This is a genomic window from Herpetosiphon sp. (genome assembly GCF_003512625.1).
Classification (GTDB): Bacteria; Chloroflexota; Chloroflexia; order Chloroflexales; family Herpetosiphonaceae; genus Herpetosiphon; species Herpetosiphon aurantiacus.
Map to the genome: position 1 here is coordinate 1 of NZ_DOPT01000091.1, position 20,022 is coordinate 20,022.

Consider the following 20,022-nt stretch of genomic DNA (forward strand, 5'->3'; position numbering starts at 1 on the left):
CCGCCCTTAAACACTGCGGCGGGCGAGGGGCGTTTGGTTTGGTGGTTTCCCCTCGGCTCGCGGGCGGGCTAGGGGGCTAGGGGGTGAGGGCATTAAACCAATAATTATCCTCTTGACAAACTATGCTATCCGACTGTATAGTCATTGTCAAATACTACACGAACGGATAGCATAAAAATAATTGAGGAATTGATGATGACTGAAACCGCCTTGGCAAGCCCAGCCTTGATTGCGCCAGGCCCGTGTGGCCGCCTGTTGATTGGCAATTTGCACGATTTTATCGATGATTTTCTGGTCACGATGCAACGTGATTTTGTTAATCATGGCGATATTGTGCGCTACCAAATTGGCTCACGCATTGTGCATGTGGTTTCAAATCCCGATTATGCGCAATATGTACTTGTTGAGCATCAGCGGGATTTCCCCAAAGTTGGCGGCAACGGCGGTTTACAAATTATCGCTGGCAATGGCTTGATTTCTAATCCCAGCCCTGAATCGTGGCTCATTCAGCGGCGTATGATGCAGCCAATGTTTCACCGCAAACGCCTCGCGGCCATGGGTGAAAAAATCGATGGCGCAGGCGCACGTATGATCCAGCGTTGGCAAGCGTTGCCCGATGCAGCACCGATCGACATGGATCATGAAATGCTGCAAGTGACGCTTGATATTATTATGCAAACCATGTTTAGCGCCGATATGCTGGGCGAAGTGGGCAAATTGGCTCCGGCAGTCACTGCGGCGGTCGATTATGCAAATTATCGCATTTTTAATCCGTTCAGCCTGCCCTTACCAATGCCAACCCGCCGCAATCGCGCCTATATGCAAGCTCGCAAAGTGCTGGATAGCATGATTTTTGGTTTGATCAAACAACGACGGGCGGCCACCGAGCCAGTTGGCGATTTGCTGGATATGTTGCTCGAAGCCCAAGATGCCGAGACTGGCGAGCGCATGAGCGATGAGCAGATTCGCGATGAAGTCCTGACAATCTTTGCGGCTGGTCACGAAACCACGGCCAATACCTTGACTTTTGGCTGGTATTTGCTCAGCGAACACTGCGAAATTCGCCAAAATCTCCAAACCGAGCTTGATCAGGTGTTGCAAGGCCGAGCACCAAGCGTCAACGATTTGCCGCAATTGCCCTACACGTTGCAAGTATTTAAAGAGGCCATGCGCTTGTACCCAGCTGCGCCAATTACTGGACCTCGCCGTGTTACCAAACCCACCCAACTTGGTGGCTACGACTTGCCACTCAATTCGCAAGTGATCGTCAGCATCACCAATTTGCATTTGCATCCGGCTTTTTGGGAAAATCCTTTGCAATTTGATCCGAGCCGTTTCGCGCCAAATGCCAATCAGCCTCGTCACCATTTGGCGTTTATGCCGTTTGGCGCGGGGCCGCGTAAATGCATTGGCAATAATTTGGCCGAGATGGAAGGCGCATTATTACTAGCATGTGTGGCGCAGCATTACAACCCGCAATTGCAGCCAGGCCACCAAGTTAAGCCTGAAATGGCGATTACCATGCGAGCCAAAGCTGGCATGCCGATGTTGCTCAAGCGGCGCTAATCCCCTCATCCCTATCCCCACGCTCCCAGGGGAACCACCAAACCAAACGCCCCTCGCCTGCCGCAGCGGGAGAGGGGTTGGGGGTGAGGGGTCTTAAAACTCGATGTTCATGCCCTCAGCACTATCCCACGCTCCCGCACGCGAGGCGAGGGGGAACCACCAAACCAAACACCCCTCGCCTGCCGCAGCGGGAGAGGGGTTGGGGGTGAGGGAACGCTCGCACTAGCTAACAAACTAGGTTTCTTTCAGCAGTTTGTAATCATCAGGGTTATCGAAGCCCGCGATCCAAGCGGCGGCTTGATGGCAACTCTGCATAGTTGGTGGCACACGCAAGACATAGCGTCGATCAGTTGAAGGACATTGCACCGCCAAACAAACCAAATCTTCATCGTTGGGCATGGGCATTTGCAACAAGCGCCGCACGCCACCAGTATCACGGTCGCGATCAAGCTCTTTGGCTTCAGCTTGGGCAAAAAATTCTTCGTAGCCTTTGCGTTCGAGCAACACCCGCCGCCGCTCAACATTAACTTCGTCGATAATTTCGCTAACGCTGATTGTTTCAGGTTGGAAGGCGATCCGCTCATCAATTGGCACGCCATTCCAGCGCAATTGGCTAACTTGGCTATCCGCAGGCAGGCAGCTAATTTCAGTATTACCCAAATCGAGCCACGAGTGGACTACCAAGCCTGCTGGCAATTCGGTTAGGCTGCTGCAACCACGCACACTGAGCTGAGCCAATTCGCCGAGCCAATTGGGCAAATTGGGCATGTTGATACAGTTGCGAGCCACAATCCGTCCAACGCTGATGCGGCCTGTGCTTGGCCAACGCCGAAAATTAACACAATCGGTCAAATCAAGAAAATTAACATCAATTCCTTCGGGCAGGCTTTCGAGCGCACTGCAACCGCGCAGCACCAACGAGCCAACTTTGAGATTGCGCGGCAAACTCTTGAGATGAATATTGTTGCTCAGGTTCAGCCGATTTTGCACATGCACCAAGGGCAAATGCTCAATGCTGGTACCACGGAGATCAAGTTCAAAACAGTGCAAACCTTCAGGAATGCTGGTCAAACCGGTACAACCACTGAGATCTAAGCGCCCTGCATGCAAATCTTTGGGCAAATAGCGCAATTTGGTGCAATTTTTGGCTTCGATGGCAGTTGCCACCAGTCCACGCGGCAAAAATTCAATATTGTTATCTAAAACCAACGTGCCATTAATTGGGCGACCACCGAAATCTTCGACCCCAGCGCGAATTTGAGCTAAGGCAGTGGCGACAGTCAGCATTGCATCATTCATCGAACTATCCTCAAGGGCTGGTGGTAACAGGAGAGTATTACCACCAGTCGCAGCATTAATCAACGACTCGGCGAATTTCTTGGGGTGAATATTCGCGTTGCATCCAAACCCGATACGTACCGCGTGGCAATTCGATCATGGCATGTTCTTCATGAATAAGTTGAGCGTTATCGGCGGTTACTTCGACGAACAATGAATCGCCGCGTTGCCAAAGTGCCACAGTGTCGGCCAACTTAAAACGATGGCTATGGCCAGTAACTTCGCCATAGGCTAAAGTCGAGCCATTACGCGGCGTTGCATCACTGGGAATTTGATCAATTGCTGCGATGAGGACATCACCATGTCGCCACATTGAAGCACCCTTTCTGCTCGGTTGAGCACTAATGCCGCTGCGAATGCTGCCGTTCCAGCGACCTTACTTAAGCTAGTATAGGGCTTCGACGTGTCAAAGAATGTCACAGTTAATAAACACAATGATTGATTTTTGGCCCAACAGCGCTATACTGTTGCTAGCAATTGATTTGATCAATAACGAGGTGCAACTATGCGCGATTTTTGGCAACGAGTGCAAGCCTTGGCTGGCCAAACCTTGGCTACCACAGCCCAACATCGCTTATTTAGCATTTTAAGCGTTGATGCAAATGAACTTTGGTTGGAGCTGCATAGTACACACAAAAAACGCTGGTTGCGGCGCAACGATTTTGAGGTTTTGTTACAAAGTGGGGTTGATCTTAAGCGCTTAACCCGCGCCGATATTGCTGAACATATGCCCAATGCGCGTTTCAATACCGCTTATGTCTACACAATTTTAGCCCATTTGGGAATAATTGATAATTAATGGGCATCACGGCAAGATCGTGAAGCAAAGGGATGCCCATACCAAACTTAGCTGATGTTACGAGGGATCGCTGCTGCAATAAAAGCGGCCAACGCTGGCTACGCTTGCACCGCTACTATCAGTAACAACTAGGTTCACTCGTGCCGTTCGGCCAAGCGTACAGCTACCCAAAACGTAGTCACCGCCATTTTGCCCGATATCGGCGTTGAGTACGGGAGACCAATTATAGCTATAGGAACCGGTTCCACCACTCACATAGGCATCGCAGGCAAATGCCCCACGGTTATACTGAATACCCAAGCTATAACATGAAACACCTGCGGTTAATGGCCCAGCTTGTGGGGCGGCAGCGGTTGGAGTCAAGGGAGCTAAAGCCAAAGCACAGGTTGCCGCCACCAAACCGAGCATCCGTCGCGAAATTTTGAACATTGCCAGTCCTTCCAATTACAGCAAGATAATTCTTAAGAACAAATTAATTAGCGCTTTGATCGATTTAAGATTCGCTATTGTCGCAGTACAGGTAGCCATAATCTACTGATTTGCGTAAGCCATTGCTATCAGTAACCGTAAGCTTAACAAGGAATGACGTATAAGGATCGCAATAACCAAAGATTGAGTCCCCTATCGTTGTATCAATCGAAGCATTACGAGCTGACCAGCTATAGTTGTAGAGACCGGTTCCACCACTCACATAGGCACTGCAGGAGAATGATCCTTGATTATAATCTATGCCATGTTGTGCACAACCGACGAATACACTCAAGGGCTTGGGTGCGGCAGCGGTCGGAGTCAAAGGGGCCAAGGCTAAAGCACAGGTCGCTACCAATAAACCAATTGCCCGTCGTGACGTTTTAAACATTGCCAATCCTTCCAAAATATAGCTATACGTACTAACTATGTACGTAGACCTCTATTGTGCTGAATATAGTAGCTTTGTCAAAAGATAATCTATTAAATGTCTATTAATAAATATTAACTTTATTAACATAAGCGTTAGATTAACCAGCACGTTAAAAGGACAATTGGCGATCGAATTGGGAATATTTTGGAGGTTGTTGCTGCTCAAAAACTGGGCATCGCGCGGGAGATCGCGAAGAGGAAGGGATGCCCATGACCAATTAGCCGAACTTACGAGGCGACTTTGCGGCAGAGCACGCGCCCAATTTTGCTGACGCTGGCTCCACTGTTATCGGTAACCACAACGTTCACCCGAGCACTTTGGTTAATCGCACAGCTCCCGTAAATATAGCTACCCCAGTTTTCCAGAATCGTAGCATTTTGCACCGCCGACCAGTTGTAGCTATAATCGCCAGTTCCACCACTAGCAAACGCGTCGCACGAGAATGAACCTTGGTTATTGCGCATACCTAGATTTTCGCAAAAAACACTTACATCCAAGGCATTGGGCGCTGCTGCACTGGGAGTCAAGGGAGCCAAAGCCAAAGCACAGGTTGCCGCCAACAAACCGAGCATCCGTCGTGAAGCCTTAATCATCGTCGATCCTTTCGCTTACAATCCTACGCAGCAAATGGCTACGTAGAACACGATTGTGCTTGATTTGACGGTTAGGATCAATAATAGTTGCATGAGAAATTGCTGATACCTAGCTTATTAATCATTGCTTGACGAACATAAGTAATTATCCTATACTTAGGATGCTAAATATTGAGGAAGCCATGTCAAAGCCAATTCGCTACTTAAAACTAAGCTACATTCTGATGCGCAAAGGCCTAGATGAAGAACTAAGTGCCTATCAGCTTACCACCTCGCAATTTGAGATTATGGGCTATCTTTATGGTGAGGCGGAGATTGAGCAACAGCAACTTCAATCCTACAGTGGGGTTACGCCTGCAACCTTGACTGGCATTCTGGATAAATTGGAGCAACGTGATTTGGTACAGCGGCGCTTGAGCCATGTCGATGGTCGCGCTAAAACGGTTGCTTTAACACCCACAGGTCAAGCCCTTTGCGGCCAATTGATCGATCTATTTCATGAGTTTGAAGCCAAAATGCTTGAAGGCTTTTCAGCCGCCGAACGCGCTTTATTCACCGATTGGCTCCAGCGAATTGCCAAAAATTTAGGCTATCACGAATCAGATTAATTTTTTGACATATATTTAGCATCCTAATTATTTTTATCAAAGGAAGCATTGTATGAATGTTGTGGTAACTGGGGGAACCAGTGGAATTGGCGCGGCAGTTGTGCGCGAATTAACCAACAAAGGCCTACAAGTAAGCTTTATTGGGCGTAATCGTGAGCGTGGGCAAGCAATCGCCAAGCAAACAGGTGGGCAATTTATTCAGGCCGATTTATCGTTGCTCCACGAGACGCACCAGCTTGCTACATACCTAAACAAACCACTCGATAGCCTCATTCTATGTGCTGGTGGGATCGGCTCAAAAAGCACACCCTTAGTTACTAGTGAAGGCTTAGAGACATTGTTCGCCACTAACTATTTAAGCAAAGTCGTCTTATCGCAAGCTTTACTGCCCCAAATGACTACCAACGCCAGTATTGTGATGGTAAGCGGCAATGGACGTTACAAAAATGCTTCAACTGCTTGGCAAACTGCCGAAAAAGGGCTGCGAGGAGCATTAAAAGCTGGTTTAGCGCTCGATTTATATGCCCAGCAGCTTGCTCAAAACCAACCAGCACTGCGGGTTCATACCTGTTACCCTGGCATGGTTCAGACAAATTTATTTCAGCAGATGGCTTGGCCAGTACGAGTGTTGGTGCGCATGTTTGGCCAATCGCCAGACCAAGCTAGTGGCTATATCACACGCTTGGTCTACAGCCGCCATGAAGGTGTGCATTGGCAAAAAACCAAACCTATACAGCTTGACTTGCCAGTAACCGGCAATGATTTAGCTCTTGAGCTATGGAACTATAGTCACAGCATTCTGGCTGATTATCAATAACGCAGGAGTTTTACGATGAATTATAAGGTTGGTTGGCTGTTCGATCAGCAAATTTTGGCCCTTACCCATTTTACTCCGGCCATAACTCCTGAGGAGTTTCAGGCAATCGTAACCCAAACTCAAGCCTATCTACAATCTGTTCGCCAGCCTTTTCATGTATTGATTGATAATCGCCAGATTGGCGATAGCAATGTTGTTGATTTAGATATGGTGATGCAAGCATTTCCGGCCTTGAACCATGCCCAATTACGTTGGATTGTGATGATTTTACCTGAGCCAATTAAGCATACGGCGGCTCAGCGAGTAATCCAACGGCAAGCCGAAATACAATTAATCTATGTCGAGACGTTGGAACAGGCTTTAGCTCATTTGCAACAGGTTGATCCAACACTCGATCTAAATCAGCAGGATCAAGCATTTTTCAGGCAACCCTAACGCAAGCGCTGCGCCAATAGCCCTTTGACAAGGCCTAAAATCATAAATGAGATAACCAACAACAGCATGGCCAAAATTAATGCCACATTTAAATCTTGCTCAAAGCCTTGGTAAATTGCCAAGGGCATGGTTTGGGTGCGACCCACGAAATTGCCAGCAAAAATGATCGTAGCCCCAAACTCGCCCAAAGCGCGGACCCAAGTCATCACTGCGCCGCTCACCACACCTGTCCAAGCCAGTGGAATGCTAATAAACCAAAAGATTTGGCGCGAATTCGCGCCATCAAGCGCCGCTGCATCCTCTAAATCATGATCGATCGTGGCGAAAGCTGCGGCGGCGGCTTTAATATAAAAGGGTGAGGCCACGAAAACTTGGGCTAAAACCACCGCCGCTGTGGTAAATGGTAACTCGATCTCGATCAGGCGGAGATATTGGCCGAGCAAACCACGCCGCCCAAACGCCATCAACAGGGCAATTCCGGCGACCGAGGGTGGCAAAATCATCGGCAAGTCGATTAGAGTATCCAGCAATGCTTGACCACGAAAACGTGGTCGAGCCAAAAGAATTGCAATTGGCGTACCAAATACGAGCGTGATCAGCATGCTACTGCTGGTGGTAAGCAGGCTCAGACTAAGGGCTTCGCGCACAGCTGGTTTGGCAAACGTACTAGCCAATGCCTCAATTGGAACCCGCAACGCTACCGCAATTAAGGGGATCAGTAGAAAACCAAGCAATGGCATACTACTCAGTATCAACCAAAACGAGCGACGAAAACGATTATTTCCCATTCAACACCCATAAAAACAGGATAGGCTTTCATCCTACCCTGTTGCTGGATCTGCGCAAATTATAGGTTCATTCTACCGTAATTTTGACGATGTTTTTAAGCTGGCTGGCGTTCGGATTGCTCGGAATAATGCTGGTAAAACTGCCATCAGCTTCGGCGGCGATAATTGCTCGTGGGTCGGCAGTGAGGTCGGCAATTGCCAGCACAGTTTGGCTACCATCGCTACTGAGCAAGCTAAATGTTCGAGCATTGCTCTTGGGCTGAATTTGCATCAACAATTGACCAAAGCCCAAACCACGATAGCTTTGACCATTGAATTCAACTTGTTGTTGTTCGTAGTTCTCGATCAGTTCAGCGGTCAGGGTCAAGGGTGTCGTTAAATTGCCAGCAATCAATAGTTGATAAGGAGATAATGCTGAAGGATCGGTGACCGTAATAAAGCCATAACGGGCCAAAATCTGTTGGCCTGCGGGAGTTAACACAAAATCGACGAAGGCTTGGGCAAGTTGCGAATTGGCACTATTTTGGGTAATTGCAATTGGATAGGTGGCGATCGTATTCAGCTGATCAGGAATTGCCAACGTGCCAATGCTGCTATCGCTGATCGAAGCTGCATCAGTGCTATAGACAATGCCTGCATCGGCCTCGCCCAACGAAACTTTGCTCAAAACAGCTTTGACATTATTTTCATACGAAACCACATTCAACAAGACAGTTGGGCTATAGCTTGTACCAAATTCGGGCAAAGCTGAGGCTTTCGCCAAAAAATCTAGGGCATAATTGCCAACTGGCACGCTCGCACTGGCCAATACCAATTTCAGCTTAGGCTTGGCTAAATCTTGCAGGCTTTGAATTTGGGCTGGGTTAGATTGAGGGTAAACTACGATTAAGCGATTACGAGCAAAAGGCTGAAGCATTGAACCATCAATCATACCAGCATCAACCGCAACCTGCATCTGTGTAGAATTGGCTGAAGCAAAAACATCAGCAGGTGCACCCTGGGTAATCTGGGTTGCCAGCTGATCCGAGCCAGCAAAATTGAAATTGATTTTGGTATTAGGATGGCTTGTCTGAAATGTATTACCAATCTCAGTAAATGCGCCAGTCAATGAGGCAGCTGCGAATACATTTATCTCGCCACTGAGGGTTGGCGTAGGGTTAGTAGAGGTAGTTGGTGCAGCGGGGGTAGTTGGTACGCTGGTAGTTGCGGCTCCACACGCCAACAAACTAAGGCTCAACACAAATAATCCGATTCGACGAATCTGCTTCATACTGATAATCCTTTATCCACACCAAACACTGTTTGGCTCATTTTCCAGCGCCTAGCATACCACTTTAATCAGGGATGAAGGATGAAGGATGAAAAATCAAAAGGTTGAAGGCAAAAATCAATGTAGCTCAAGTTTTGATGCAGAGGCGCAGAGAGTCTAAGGCTTCAGGCTCAATGGTTATCGGCTATCGAAATACTTATTAATATCTCCATTATCCCGATAGCCAAGCGCCTATAGACCATAGCCTCATCATTCACGATCTTCGCGTGCTTCGTGGTTTCAACCTTCGTGCCCTTCGTGTCCTTCGTGGATCAAAACCTGATCCCTATGCTCTATGTTCTTTGCTCTATGCTCTCCTGAGTTTGCCAATTGAGCCGTAGCTGAAAGCGCCGCAAGACTGCCAGAATTGGCTTGCCAAAGGCCATAATCAGCAAAACATTGAAGAAGGCTCGTGTGGCATCCCAGCCCAATGAAGTTAGCAGATAAAAGGCCCAATAGCGCTCTACGGTTGGGCCAAACCCCAAGCCTGGTTGCCAGGAAATTGCGCTTTCGCCTGCGCTAAATGGCCAAAATGTCAGGTTCATCAAGCCGCCGAAGAGTAAGCCCCAAACCCAGCCAAATATCGCTAGCAGGACGACTTCGCCCCACCCAGCATCGGCCAATTTCAACCAGCGTTTGATAGGCTGCAACAAGGCGGTGCTTAATCCCAACCAGCCCATTGCCAACATCTGAAACGGCATCCATGGGCCAATCCCTGCCACCAACAAGGCCGAAACTGCTAAACTCAGGCTACCTAGTAAAAATCCAAAGCGCCCACCATAGACAAAGCCCGCCAAAATGACCAAAAAGAAAAAGGTTGGGCTATCACCTGGGCCAGCAGGCAAGCGCAGCACTGCATTGATCGCCACCAACATGCCCAAGGCTGCCACCACCCGCGAATTCATCGCATGACTATTGAGATCCGCCAGAATAATCCCGAGCAATAATGGCCCGAGTAACAACATAATCAAAGGCGCATCGGCAGCATGATTATCGCCAGCCTGAACTTCGCTTAGAAAAAATGGATAAAAAAAGGCAACCAGCCCAATCAGACTGGTTACCCCAACTAAAATACGGCTAGCAAACGGCGTGGCTCGGCTCATGAAACGGCTTCAATCAATGGGTCGGGATAGACAATTGTTTCATAGCGGGTGCGCAAGGTCGTCAGAATTTTCTCTAATTCGGCTGGTAGCGGTACTTCCCACGAGCACCATTCGCCAGTGCTTGGCAGGCGAAAGCCCAAATGATAGGCATGCAAAAAGTGGCGTTCGATGCCAAAGGTTTCTTTGGGCTTACGATGACCATATAGCGCATCATTTAAAATTGGCCGATTGCGATAGGAAAAATGCACCCGAATTTGATGGGTGCGGCCTGTTTCGAGGGTTGCGCGAACCAACGAATAGGGGCCAAGCACCTCTAGCACTTGATAATGAGTAACCGCATAACGCCCTTCGGGCATCACCATCATGCGCAAACGGTTATTGGGGTTGCGGCCAATTGGCGCATCGATTGTGCCGGTTGGCTCTCGCCAATGGCCTTCGACCAGCGCGAGATATTTTTTATGCATGCGCCGCGCCATCTGTTGCTCAGTTAGCATCATGCGTGCTTGATCATGCTTGGCAATCACCAATAAACCTGAGGTTTCTTTATCCAAGCGATGCACGATGCCCGGTCGCAAATCGCCGCTAGTGGTCAAATGCGGATAGCGATAGAGCAAGGCATTGACTAATGTGCCAGTTGTATGGCCAGGCGCAGGATGCACAACCATGCCTGCGGCCTTATTGACCAACAGCACATCGGCATCTTCATAGATCACATCAAGCGGCAAATCTTCGGCCACGATATCGGTCGGCTTTGCCAGCGGCAGAAAGATCTCAATCTGATCGCCAATTTGCACCGGCAAACTGGCTTTTGCGCCGCGCCCATTGACCCGAATATGTAAATCGGTAATTAATTGTTGAACATATGTGCGTGATAAATCTGGCATATTGGCAGAAACAAGCCGATCTAAACGTTGGCCTGCTTCTGCTTCGCCCACCTGAATCGTGGTTAAATTGGCCGTTGGCTCCATCGCTCCATCCTCTGCTGTGTTGGGTTAACTATTGGCGGCCTCAATTGAAAGCGCTGCATACGGCAACACCTCGAGCCGCTCGATTGGAATTTGCTTGCCAGTTTTAAGGCAAATGCCATAGGTGCCATGATCAATGCGATCAAGCGCTGCTTCAACCTCGCCAATCAAGCGTTGGCGATCTTCAATTAAGGCAAAATTCTTTTCACGCTCAAAAATATCCGAGGCATCATCGGCAATATGATTACTAACCCCAAACTCAGCATCTTGATTGAGCTGGTTGGTGGCCTCTTCCAAACGCTGAACTTCTTCATTCAGATGGTTATGCATATCGTGCAAGCGCTCTTTGAAATAGCCTAATTGTGCTTTTGATAAAGTCATCGTGTACTCCCACACAAATTTTAAGCCAGGATTATAGCACGCCCATGGGCAAGACTCTAGCCATGAACTGCGATTTTGCTCGAATCTTGTAGAGATCTAACGCTTTTGCTGCTTGTGTGGATGGATCGTGGCGCTATTGTACACGATATTTAGCTATATGCTTAGTGACTAGCCCATTCTAAAAACCAATAGGGTTGCACGGGTGTCAAAGCACGATCTTCACCAGTTGCCAAGGTATATTCCATTAATCCATCATAGCCATGGATAAAGAGAAAATGCTCGCCATCGGGATTCCAGGCTGTGCGGCCATCGTCAATATTTTGCGCTAAGGGCTTCAAGGCTCCATCATTGGCATTAACTTGCCACAATGAAACTGGCTCGCCGTGAGCACTAGCAATCTCGACTCCTAACAACACTTCCCACCAAGCCAAGCTTGGCTCTGCGCCGCCACCAATTGCGCCAGGCCCGCCGCCAACCGTCATCACAATGCTGCTGCCATCGGGCGACCAGCGCGGGGCGACAATCGATTTGAAGGGCAGATCTGGCTGGCCGAGTGGCTGGGCAGCGCTGCCATCAAGTTTGGCAAGCATCAACGAGGGAAAGCCAATTTCAACATTCGGCTGCACATAGACCAGATGTTGACCATCGGGCGAAAGTGCAGGTGTAGTTGCACCTTCAACCACAACCGTTTCTTGGTTGCTGCCCAAGGCATAGCGTGCGACGGCAATTTCTTCGCCAACAAATTGGTTTTTCGCGTCGAGCAGGGTGCGACGGCGGGTCAAATACAACGATTGATTATCACTAGCCCAGCTTGGCTCACTTAATGAAACATCGATATTGCCATAGGCTAAAAGGCTGCCTTTGCCAGTGGCCGCATCGATTCCACAGACAATACTCGATTGCAACCACGGAATCGCCAAATCAATTGGCGGCAACATCAACGAATAGGCTAAAGTTTTGCGATCATGCGACCATGCTGCATCACGAATGAGCGTGCGTTCCTTGACGGTGGTTAATTGACTGGCCTCTGTGCCATCGCCGTTAATTGACCACATATTGCCTTCGAGGCCGACGATCACGGGCTTGGTGATCGGTGCAGTATCAACACAATAGCCAGCCAAGTTAGCAGCATCGGGTGCTGTTAGAACTTGGGGAACAGTCGTAACGCTGTTTGAGGCCGCGCCACAGCCAGCTAAACCAACAATTAAACCAACAATTAAAAGCTGTTTTTTCATTATGATTATGCCATTTGATTAAAACAAACCGCTGAGTGCAAACCACTCAGCGGTATTGTAACGCGTTTTACTAAGTTCGTTATTTGCCAACTAATGGCAGATAAAGCTTGTTGTTGACTACAGTTACCACAAAGGTACGTTCGAAGGTGTCTTCGCCATCATTAACGGTAACCGTAATGGTGGTTGTACCAGTTTGGCTGGCGGCTGGAGTCAAGCTCAAGGTACGTTCTGAGCCAGTGCCAACAATTGAAATATTGGCATTTGGTACCAAGATCGTGTTTGATGATTCAGCGGTAACGGTTAAGTTGGCGGCTGCATCATCAATATCGGCCACGGTAAACAGAATTGGCCCAAGGGTTGAATTGACGTTGATCGTTTCATCCATAAAGGCCGAAAGCTCAGGTGCATCGTTAACCGCATTGACGGTCAAGGCAACGGTCTGGGTATAGGCTGAAACACCATCCTGAATAAAGAAGTTCAGGTTGGTTGTACCCGAAGCATTCAAGACTGGAGCAATCGTGAAGGTACGGGTATAAACGTTGGTTGCGCCAGTTTCCACAATATCAGCATTGGCAACCAAATCTTGATCACCCGATAAGCTAGTAATTGTAATATCGCTGGCTCTGGTGTCGCTATCGATTATGCCAATATTAAGCGTGACCGAAGCATCTTCATCGGTGGTCAGGCTGGCAACACTGTTGGCAGTTGGCTTATCGTTCACCACCACCACAAAGGTATCACTGGCTGAGCCTTGACCATTAACCCGAATTTGAATGGTAACTGTGCCTGTACGACCAGCCACTGGCGTGACCGTTACTGTTCGATTGATACCACTACCAGTCAAAACAATATTGGCATTTGGCACCAAAGTAGTGTTTGATGAAGTTCCAGTCAAGGTTACGGTGGTGGTATTAGGATCGGTCGTCAAACGTGGATCGCTAATCATGAAGTTCATGGCCCCAGTGGTGCCATCCTTTGGAATGATCCGATCGTGAATATCCTCGATACGGGTTACATCAAGCAAGCGATCTTGGATGCTTGGGATAATTGGTGTTGTTTGGCTGATATATTCCAACACCACATCGGCCATAACCGCTAAGGTCGTGCCTTTGCCATCGTTGAGCATGGTATAGCCGTCGCCACCAGCGTTGGTAAAGTCGTTGGTTGCGAGGGTATAGATCGAGGTGGTATTTGAAAGCACCTGTGTACCATTATCCAAGGTGATCGATTGGACTTGCTGGCCGATTGGCTTTGATGAATCGAAGGTTACTTTGAAGCCCGAAATTTGTGGGAAGCGGCCATTTGCCCCAGGCAACGCGCCCAAGCCAAATTCCATTACTTGCCATAATTGACCACCAGTAACGGTTCGGGTTACCACCGTATTACCGAATGGCAAGACCGCATAGATATCGCCTAACACCAAATCATAGCCTGGGCCAGTTGGGTAGCCGACGCTCGCACGGCGCAAGTTGCGATTAATTGGCGTGTAGGACGATGGCAAGGTGTCGCGCAAACCGCCGCCGTTGGTAAAGGCAATTTGGGTGCCATATTTGACCCGCATTGCATCGGTTACCAAATTGCCCAATGGTACTTCAGCAACCCGTTCGACGTTATTGCCACGGGTGTAGAAGCCACTGGTCGTACCAATCGGGGTGTCAAATTGTTGGGCTAATTGTGCCCGATAGGGAGCCAACATGGCTTCAATCGCAGCAACTTTAGGCACATTGGCAGTTGGCGTAACAAAGGTAGCACTCTTGTTGGTTACAGTTTCGGTTGTGGTATCGTAGGTCAAGTTAACCTTAAGATACTGCAACCCTTTGCTCTTGTTTTCGGTAACCAATGCCCCGTTGATTGTATTTTGGAAGTTTAAGTCGGTGTGATCGCCTAAGATTAAATCAAAGCCAGTCACGCCGTTGGCAAAATCAATCAATGGGCCTTGATTTGGGGCGGTGATCCCTTTGTGGGTAATTGCCACAAACACATCAGCGCCTTCAGTTTCGGCTTGGGCTTTGGCTGCCATCGCCGCTGCAACTGAATCGGTAATTTGAATTGGCCCGAAGTTGCCTGGCTTCACCAAGCTTGGAGCTTCTTCGTTGACCAAACCGATGATCGCAACTTGTACGCCTTGGAATTCAAAAATCTTGTAGGGAGCTACGCCAGTCAACACGCCAGTGGTGTTGATCAAGTTGGCTGCTACATAGTGAAAAGGAATCCCATTGTTGTAGATTGAGCTAGGAGTTAATGGACTGGTTGGCGAGCCAGCCAATTCGATCATCTGTTGCAAGTGAGCAACCCCACGGTCGAAGTTGTGGTTGCCAAAGGTATTCACCTGAATACCCATCATGCGTTGGGCCAACACAGCGGGTACTTCATCGAACATCCCCGAAAGCGGAGGAGTAGCCCCAAAGTCATCGCCAGCAGTCAAAGTAATGGTGTTGGGGTTGGCAGCGCGATCAGCATTCCAATAGGTTGCGATCGTCGAGGCTCCCCCAGCTGCTGGTGTACCACTTGGGTCGAGTTGCCCGTGCCAGTCGGAAACATTCAACAATTGAATATCGACAATAGCAACTGGCGCGGCACTGGTCAAGGTTGAGCTGAGCGGAACAAGCGCACTCAATATGGCGCAGAGGGCAACAAGGACAAGTAGTTTTCGTTTCGTCATAGCCATGTGATGACAGAGGTTTGGCACCTTTGCCATCGATCCCCCTTTCGTGGAGCAACAATGATTTATTAAGCATGTTGGCTGATTTGACACATCTATTGTACCCGATCTTAATAACCGAGCAACTATTAGAATTATTTAATAGCGGGTTAAATTTAGGTTATCTTCATCAATTAAAGCTAAATATTTGATGAGAATGCCAAAATACTCTAGGAGTGCTTTCGGCGGCGATTATGAGAAAAATTGTTGCCAACGAGTGCCAATCGTAGTTATTTTTTAATCTTTTTGCTGGCGAATTATGTTGACGAAATCTGCAAGCCTTGGTATCCTCCCCCGCCGATACACCATGCATTGTGTATTGCATCCTAGTTTCGATGGTGGCTCCATGTTGAGCCTGGTTTTCTGGAGGTTCCATGGTGAAACGGACACTGCGCTCGGTGTTGTTTGGGGTTATCGGGGTCGCGGTGTTGCTGGGGTTTGCTCAATCGGCACAGGCCGAAGGCAAGCCAACATTGTATCTACCAACGCCACCAGGCCAAACGTGGGAAGTAATTCAAGGCTATAACTGCGGGACACACGACGGTTGGGGCCGACTCTCGTTCGATTTGGTCAATACCGAAGGGCCAACGACTGGTGCACCAATCTATGCCGCAGCCGATGGTACAATCTTTTTCTGGACAGGTCGCTCTGGTTCGCTGATTCTCTCTCACGGTGATGGCTACTACACGATGTATTCACACTTATCATCGTGGATCGAAGCTCCGGTTGGCACTTCGATCAAACGTGGTCAATATATCGGCAACGCAGGCGCGACTAATCCCACACCCACAGTTCCCCACTTACACTTTACCTTTTTCCGTGGCGATGGCCCATATGCCTACAATCGCCAACCAGTGGCTTTAGCCTTCGCTGAAGGCCACGATTTTCCGGATACTGGCAAATGTAATCAATATGCTGGCACGCAATTAGTTGCGAATGGCGAAGCTGATAACATTGCTCCAACCCTCGAATGGGCTGGCCCAGCCGAACGCACCTGGGTCAACAGTGGGCGGCTCGATTGGCAATTAGCCGATAATCAAAGCATCCTTGGCTTTAGCCAAAATTGGGATGCCCCCGCTGCCACTGAAAAACCGCAATTTGCCGCCAACACAGGCTACCTTGAGTTGATCGCAGGTCAACACACCGCCTATGTGACGGTGTGGGATGCCGCTAGCAATCAAGCAAGCTTCCAACGGGAAATCTGGTTTGATCCAACTGCGCCCAGTTTGCCAACCACGACCGTGACCGAAAGCCTCAAACTCAACGGCAGCCAAGCCAGTTTGGTGCTCAATTGGCAAGCGGCCAGCGATGCCGATTCGGGAATCAAAGGCTATCAAGTCTATTTTGGCACTGATCCGTTGGGCACAAGCGAATGGTTTGTGGCGGAGCAACAAGTTGATGTTGGCTTACGCGAACCAGGCTTCTACTACTTCCGTATTCGCAGCGAAGATAATGCCCATAATTTCAGCGAATGGACAACCCTGCAAACGGTGCAAATTAATTAAGTCAAGCGATTAATTTTCTGTATTGAATACCATATCAGCCATCGCCACAAAAGTGCTAGCAGAGTGTCATTGCCAAGCGTGCTGATGACCTTTATACTCAGTTTATCCCCGTCTAGCCTTTGGGAGGATCGCTGATATGGTGTTCTTTGGGATCGTCTTGCTGATCGCGGCTGTTATCTGCTTCTTTTTCGCTCGCAGTCAATCCAATAAATTGGCCGATCTGAATGCTACCGACACCTATACAACCCAAATGTTGCATGATTTGCACAAAAAAGTTGTGGAAACGCTCGGGGCCGAGGCGCTGGCCGAACCCTGCGAAATTGAAGGCCAAGTTAGCTGCGATAATCCATTGGTCGCCCCGATTTCTGGTCAAACCTGTATTGCCTACCGTTTTTCGTTAACTCGCGAATATAGCGAAGTTGTGCATGACACCGATAGCGAAGGTCGCAAACGTACCCGTACCCAAACTGGCAGTGAAACGATTAAATCTGAGGAAGAGTGCGCCTATTTCTGGATCAACGATAATTTTGGTAAGGTCTGGGTTGACCCAACTGATGCCGAGATTGAGTATGAGGCGGGCCAAAATATTCTGCTGCCTTCGCCAGATAAGGCTTCAATTTTGCATTTTGGCGATTTTGAATTTGCCGCCCCAGCCTCAAACAAGGGTGCTCGCCGCACCACTGGCTATCGGGCGCAAGAAGAGCTTTTTACCGACGATGGGCGAGCCTACATTCTTGGTTGTGTGACTGATGACGAGGGTGAGCCAACCATCGCCTACCATGAAAAGAAGCTTGATCGCATGCTGGTTAGCCGCAAAACTGAACGCGAATTGGCTAACAGCGCGGCTGGTTGGTCACGCAATCTCTATTATGGCGCTGCTGGCTCAGCCGTAGCTGGTATCATCTTCACGATTTGGGGTTTGTTGTAATAACCCTATTTTAAGCTTCCATACACCCGTAAAATCGGATCGATTGCGCTGAGGTGGCTCAAAGCCCAAGCCAAACTGGCAGCCTGAACTGCCTCAGCCAACCAACGACTGCCTCGTGGCCAACGCCAGGCCTGCCCGCGCAACCACTCCAACCAATACGCGCCAAGCACCAACAACAAGGGCACAATCGGTAGATAAAAACGATCTTTGTTCCAGGTTAGGGCAATAATTGGAATATAGCTTAAACTCAGCCATGCCAACAAACTCAAACGCGGGTCAGCCCGTTTCAATACCGCTAAGCCCAATCCCAAAAGCATCAATAAGCCAAATGGCCAAATAAAGATTGTGTGCAAGGTAAAGCTAAAAAATTGGCTTAAATTAGCTTGCCAATGACGAAATAGGCCATATGGATCAAACGCCACAATATCGTATAAGCCTGTATCGCTGGGCGCGGTGGCAATCGCTTCGGGGCTATCGGCAGCTACTACCGCATCAACCCGATTGTAGGCAGCTTGCCAGATGTTTTCATATTGTTGTGAGAAAAATGGTCGCCCTGTATCGCGAATATCGAGCACCCACTGCGGCGATGACCCAAGCAAAAATCCGGCTAAAAGCAAACTTGGAGCAAACCAACCTGCCAAACGTTGCGGCCAACGCGGCGGGGCAGGCAGGCGTTGCAGCCATAACCATGGCAAAACCAGCACCACAATCACTATCGATTGAAAACGGAATAAATAAGCCAACCCCAAGCACAACCCAGCCAGTGCGACGCGGCGGCGGGTCAGTTCTGGTTGCCAAACTAGGATCAATAACGCAGCTAAATAGGCTGGCAATTGGACACTATCGCTGCTGGCCACCACGCCAAAAGCCAGTAATAGCGGGGTTGCTAAGGCCAAAATCAAGGCGACAATTGCCCCACGCAAGGCCAAGATCCGATAGGCCAATAAGCCCGTGAGCAGCAAGCTCAAGAGCATGCTGATAAATCCAGCGGTTTGCCCAATCGCTAGTTGATCGCCGTTCCACAACAAACCAAGCCATAAGATTAGCGGAAATCCCAATGGATAGAAGGGATGCGCCCGAAACACCGATTCGGCAGAACTACCATGGTTGGCGTGCCAGCCAAAATCTGGCCCCTCAACCGCCCACCACTGGCGCGAGAGCAGCATCACAATTGCCGCAATGCCAATTAAACTGAGTACTGGCAAGGCTTGCCACCAGCCTTGCCATGGCCAGCGCAATAGTGCAAACCCCGCCAAGGGCAAAATCAACAAACTAGGGGCAAAGCGTAATGGCGACCAAACGCTTTGATCGTTGGCAAGCCAGCTCAGGCCGCCGAGCATTAGGCTTAACCCAATAGCCGATAGTGCAAACCAAAGCCAATCACGCCGTTGCTGTGGCCTGATTAATGCCGCTAAACTCACCACCAGCGCGGTAATCCAGGCAAATGGTAATAACGAAATGCTGCCAGTAGGCGACCAACTGAGGTTTTGCAAGACTACGCCTAGTTGGCGTTGATCGCTGCCTTCAAGCACTTGCAGCTCGCTATTGAGCGTAAGTTGCTGGTCGCTAGCCCAACGCAGCCAATTCAGCGAGATATTGGGCCGCCAAAAAATTTGATAATAGCGCGGCGCATTACTAATCGGTAGCTCAAGCACCCGATGTCCAGCATTATTGAGCTGAACAACCGTGGTTGTTACGGGAGAAACTAAACTCAAGCCTAGCATATAACTACGATGAGTTGCTGGTGAGCCAATAATTCCATGGCCATTCGTCCAACGATAGGCTCCCAATTCTGAGCGTTCTTTGGTTTGAAAGCCCTCCACCAGCCATGGTGAATCGTATTTGCCACCAATTGTGACCTGCGCAGGGCTACGTTGCAGTACCCAAATTAAGGTTATGGCTAAACAAAGAGCTAAAATAGCTATAAAACTGCTTATTTGAATAATTCTACGTTGCACAATCAATCCAATCCTCATCACACAAATCACATCCGTGCTTATCCTAGCACATCTGTTGCGCGACGAGGATTGGATTGGTCAGTTTTGGATTA

20 protein-coding genes are annotated in these 20,022 nt (G+C 49.0%); 7 read left to right on the forward strand and 13 right to left on the reverse strand.

Features of this window, described 5'->3' with window-relative positions; translation table 11 throughout:
• The first annotated feature begins 192 nt into the window (after positions 1–192).
• Entirely contained in the window at positions 193–1,566 is a 1,374-nt protein-coding gene (locus DEF47_RS19525; protein ID WP_012190428.1) for a cytochrome P450, read from the forward strand.
• 234 nt (positions 1,567–1,800) lie between these two features.
• Here DEF47_RS19525 and DEF47_RS19530 read toward each other — a convergent pair whose 3' ends face one another.
• On the reverse strand, positions 1,801–2,865 hold the full coding sequence (locus tag DEF47_RS19530) for a DUF6745 domain-containing protein (protein WP_012190429.1): 1,065 nt from the start codon (positions 2,863–2,865) through the stop codon (positions 1,801–1,803).
• A 55-nt stretch (positions 2,866–2,920) separates the two neighbouring features.
• Positions 2,921–3,217, reverse strand: a complete 297-nt coding sequence (locus DEF47_RS19535; RefSeq protein WP_012190430.1) for a DUF8820 family protein — start codon at positions 3,215–3,217, stop codon at positions 2,921–2,923.
• Between the two features lie 192 nt (positions 3,218–3,409).
• Between DEF47_RS19535 and DEF47_RS19540 the strand changes: the two genes are divergently transcribed.
• The gene (locus DEF47_RS19540; protein ID WP_012190431.1) at positions 3,410–3,703 is read left to right on the forward strand and encodes a hypothetical protein; all 294 of its coding nucleotides are present in this window, start codon (positions 3,410–3,412) and stop codon (positions 3,701–3,703) included.
• A 57-nt stretch (positions 3,704–3,760) separates the two neighbouring features.
• On the opposite strand, the gene DEF47_RS19545 is transcribed toward DEF47_RS19540, so the two are convergent.
• The 3 genes from DEF47_RS19545 to DEF47_RS19555 all read right to left on the reverse strand — a co-directional run bounded on the left by DEF47_RS19545 (position 3,761) and on the right by DEF47_RS19555 (position 5,197).
• A complete protein-coding gene (locus DEF47_RS19545; protein WP_012190432.1) occupies positions 3,761–4,132 on the reverse strand; it encodes a hypothetical protein in 372 nt (123 codons plus the stop codon).
• Positions 4,133–4,196: 64 nt separating this feature from the next.
• A complete protein-coding gene (locus DEF47_RS19550; protein WP_041304553.1) occupies positions 4,197–4,562 on the reverse strand; it encodes a hypothetical protein in 366 nt (121 codons plus the stop codon).
• A 269-nt stretch (positions 4,563–4,831) separates the two neighbouring features.
• Positions 4,832–5,197 carry a hypothetical protein gene (locus tag DEF47_RS19555; RefSeq protein ID WP_012190433.1) on the reverse strand — a complete coding sequence of 122 codons (366 nt, stop codon included), beginning with the start codon at positions 5,195–5,197 and terminating at the stop codon, positions 4,832–4,834.
• 182 nt (positions 5,198–5,379) lie between these two features.
• On the opposite strand from DEF47_RS19555, the gene DEF47_RS19560 reads away from it, so the two are divergent.
• The 3 genes from DEF47_RS19560 to DEF47_RS19570 are packed head-to-tail and all read left to right on the forward strand — an operon-like array spanning position 5,380 to position 7,057.
• Positions 5,380–5,805, forward strand: coding sequence for a MarR family winged helix-turn-helix transcriptional regulator (locus tag DEF47_RS19560; protein WP_012190434.1), 426 nt, complete (start codon positions 5,380–5,382; stop codon positions 5,803–5,805).
• A 52-nt stretch (positions 5,806–5,857) separates the two neighbouring features.
• The gene (locus DEF47_RS19565; RefSeq protein ID WP_012190435.1) at positions 5,858–6,622 is read left to right on the forward strand and encodes an SDR family NAD(P)-dependent oxidoreductase; all 765 of its coding nucleotides are present in this window, start codon (positions 5,858–5,860) and stop codon (positions 6,620–6,622) included.
• A gap of 15 nt (positions 6,623–6,637) precedes the next feature.
• Positions 6,638–7,057, forward strand: a complete 420-nt coding sequence (locus DEF47_RS19570; RefSeq protein ID WP_012190436.1) for a hypothetical protein — start codon at positions 6,638–6,640, stop codon at positions 7,055–7,057.
• Here the strand turns inward: DEF47_RS19570 and DEF47_RS19575 are convergent.
• The 7 genes from DEF47_RS19575 to DEF47_RS19605 all read right to left on the reverse strand — a co-directional run bounded on the left by DEF47_RS19575 (position 7,054) and on the right by DEF47_RS19605 (position 15,455).
• On the reverse strand, positions 7,054–7,797 hold the full coding sequence (locus DEF47_RS19575) for an ABC transporter permease (RefSeq protein WP_287045308.1): 744 nt from the start codon (positions 7,795–7,797) through the stop codon (positions 7,054–7,056). The two genes, DEF47_RS19570 and DEF47_RS19575, sit on opposite strands and share 4 nt — an antisense overlap.
• A gap of 115 nt (positions 7,798–7,912) precedes the next feature.
• Positions 7,913–9,115, reverse strand: a complete 1,203-nt coding sequence (modA, locus tag DEF47_RS19580) for a molybdate ABC transporter substrate-binding protein (RefSeq protein WP_012190438.1) — start codon at positions 9,113–9,115, stop codon at positions 7,913–7,915.
• Between the two features lie 332 nt (positions 9,116–9,447).
• Positions 9,448–10,257 carry an ECF transporter S component gene (locus DEF47_RS19585; protein ID WP_012190439.1) on the reverse strand — a complete coding sequence of 270 codons (810 nt, stop codon included), beginning with the start codon at positions 10,255–10,257 and terminating at the stop codon, positions 9,448–9,450.
• Positions 10,254–11,225, reverse strand: coding sequence for an RluA family pseudouridine synthase (locus tag DEF47_RS19590; RefSeq protein WP_012190440.1), 972 nt, complete (start codon positions 11,223–11,225; stop codon positions 10,254–10,256). The genes DEF47_RS19585 and DEF47_RS19590 overlap by 4 nt, the downstream gene beginning before the upstream one ends.
• 24 nt (positions 11,226–11,249) lie before the next feature.
• Positions 11,250–11,603 carry a TraR/DksA family transcriptional regulator gene (locus DEF47_RS19595; protein ID WP_012190441.1) on the reverse strand — a complete coding sequence of 118 codons (354 nt, stop codon included), beginning with the start codon at positions 11,601–11,603 and terminating at the stop codon, positions 11,250–11,252.
• Between the two features lie 161 nt (positions 11,604–11,764).
• On the reverse strand, positions 11,765–12,838 hold the full coding sequence (locus DEF47_RS19600; RefSeq protein ID WP_012190442.1) for a TolB family protein: 1,074 nt from the start codon (positions 12,836–12,838) through the stop codon (positions 11,765–11,767).
• 79 nt (positions 12,839–12,917) lie between these two features.
• Positions 12,918–15,455, reverse strand: a complete 2,538-nt coding sequence (locus tag DEF47_RS19605) for a 5'-nucleotidase C-terminal domain-containing protein (RefSeq protein WP_287045309.1) — start codon at positions 15,453–15,455, stop codon at positions 12,918–12,920.
• Positions 15,456–15,913: 458 nt separating this feature from the next.
• Between DEF47_RS19605 and DEF47_RS19610 the strand changes: the two genes are divergently transcribed.
• Together DEF47_RS19610 and DEF47_RS19615 are read left to right on the forward strand one after the other, a co-directional pair.
• Positions 15,914–17,044 carry a peptidoglycan DD-metalloendopeptidase family protein gene (locus DEF47_RS19610; protein ID WP_287045310.1) on the forward strand — a complete coding sequence of 377 codons (1,131 nt, stop codon included), beginning with the start codon at positions 15,914–15,916 and terminating at the stop codon, positions 17,042–17,044.
• Between the two features lie 136 nt (positions 17,045–17,180).
• Positions 17,181–17,972 (forward strand): E3 ubiquitin ligase family protein, encoded by a 792-nt coding sequence (locus DEF47_RS19615; RefSeq protein WP_012190445.1) that lies wholly within the window; start codon positions 17,181–17,183, stop codon positions 17,970–17,972.
• A gap of 5 nt (positions 17,973–17,977) precedes the next feature.
• Here the strand turns inward: DEF47_RS19615 and DEF47_RS19620 are convergent, their stop codons facing one another.
• Positions 17,978–19,930 carry a hypothetical protein gene (locus DEF47_RS19620; RefSeq protein ID WP_287045311.1) on the reverse strand — a complete coding sequence of 651 codons (1,953 nt, stop codon included), beginning with the start codon at positions 19,928–19,930 and terminating at the stop codon, positions 17,978–17,980.
• Between the last annotated feature and the right edge of the window lie 92 nt (positions 19,931–20,022).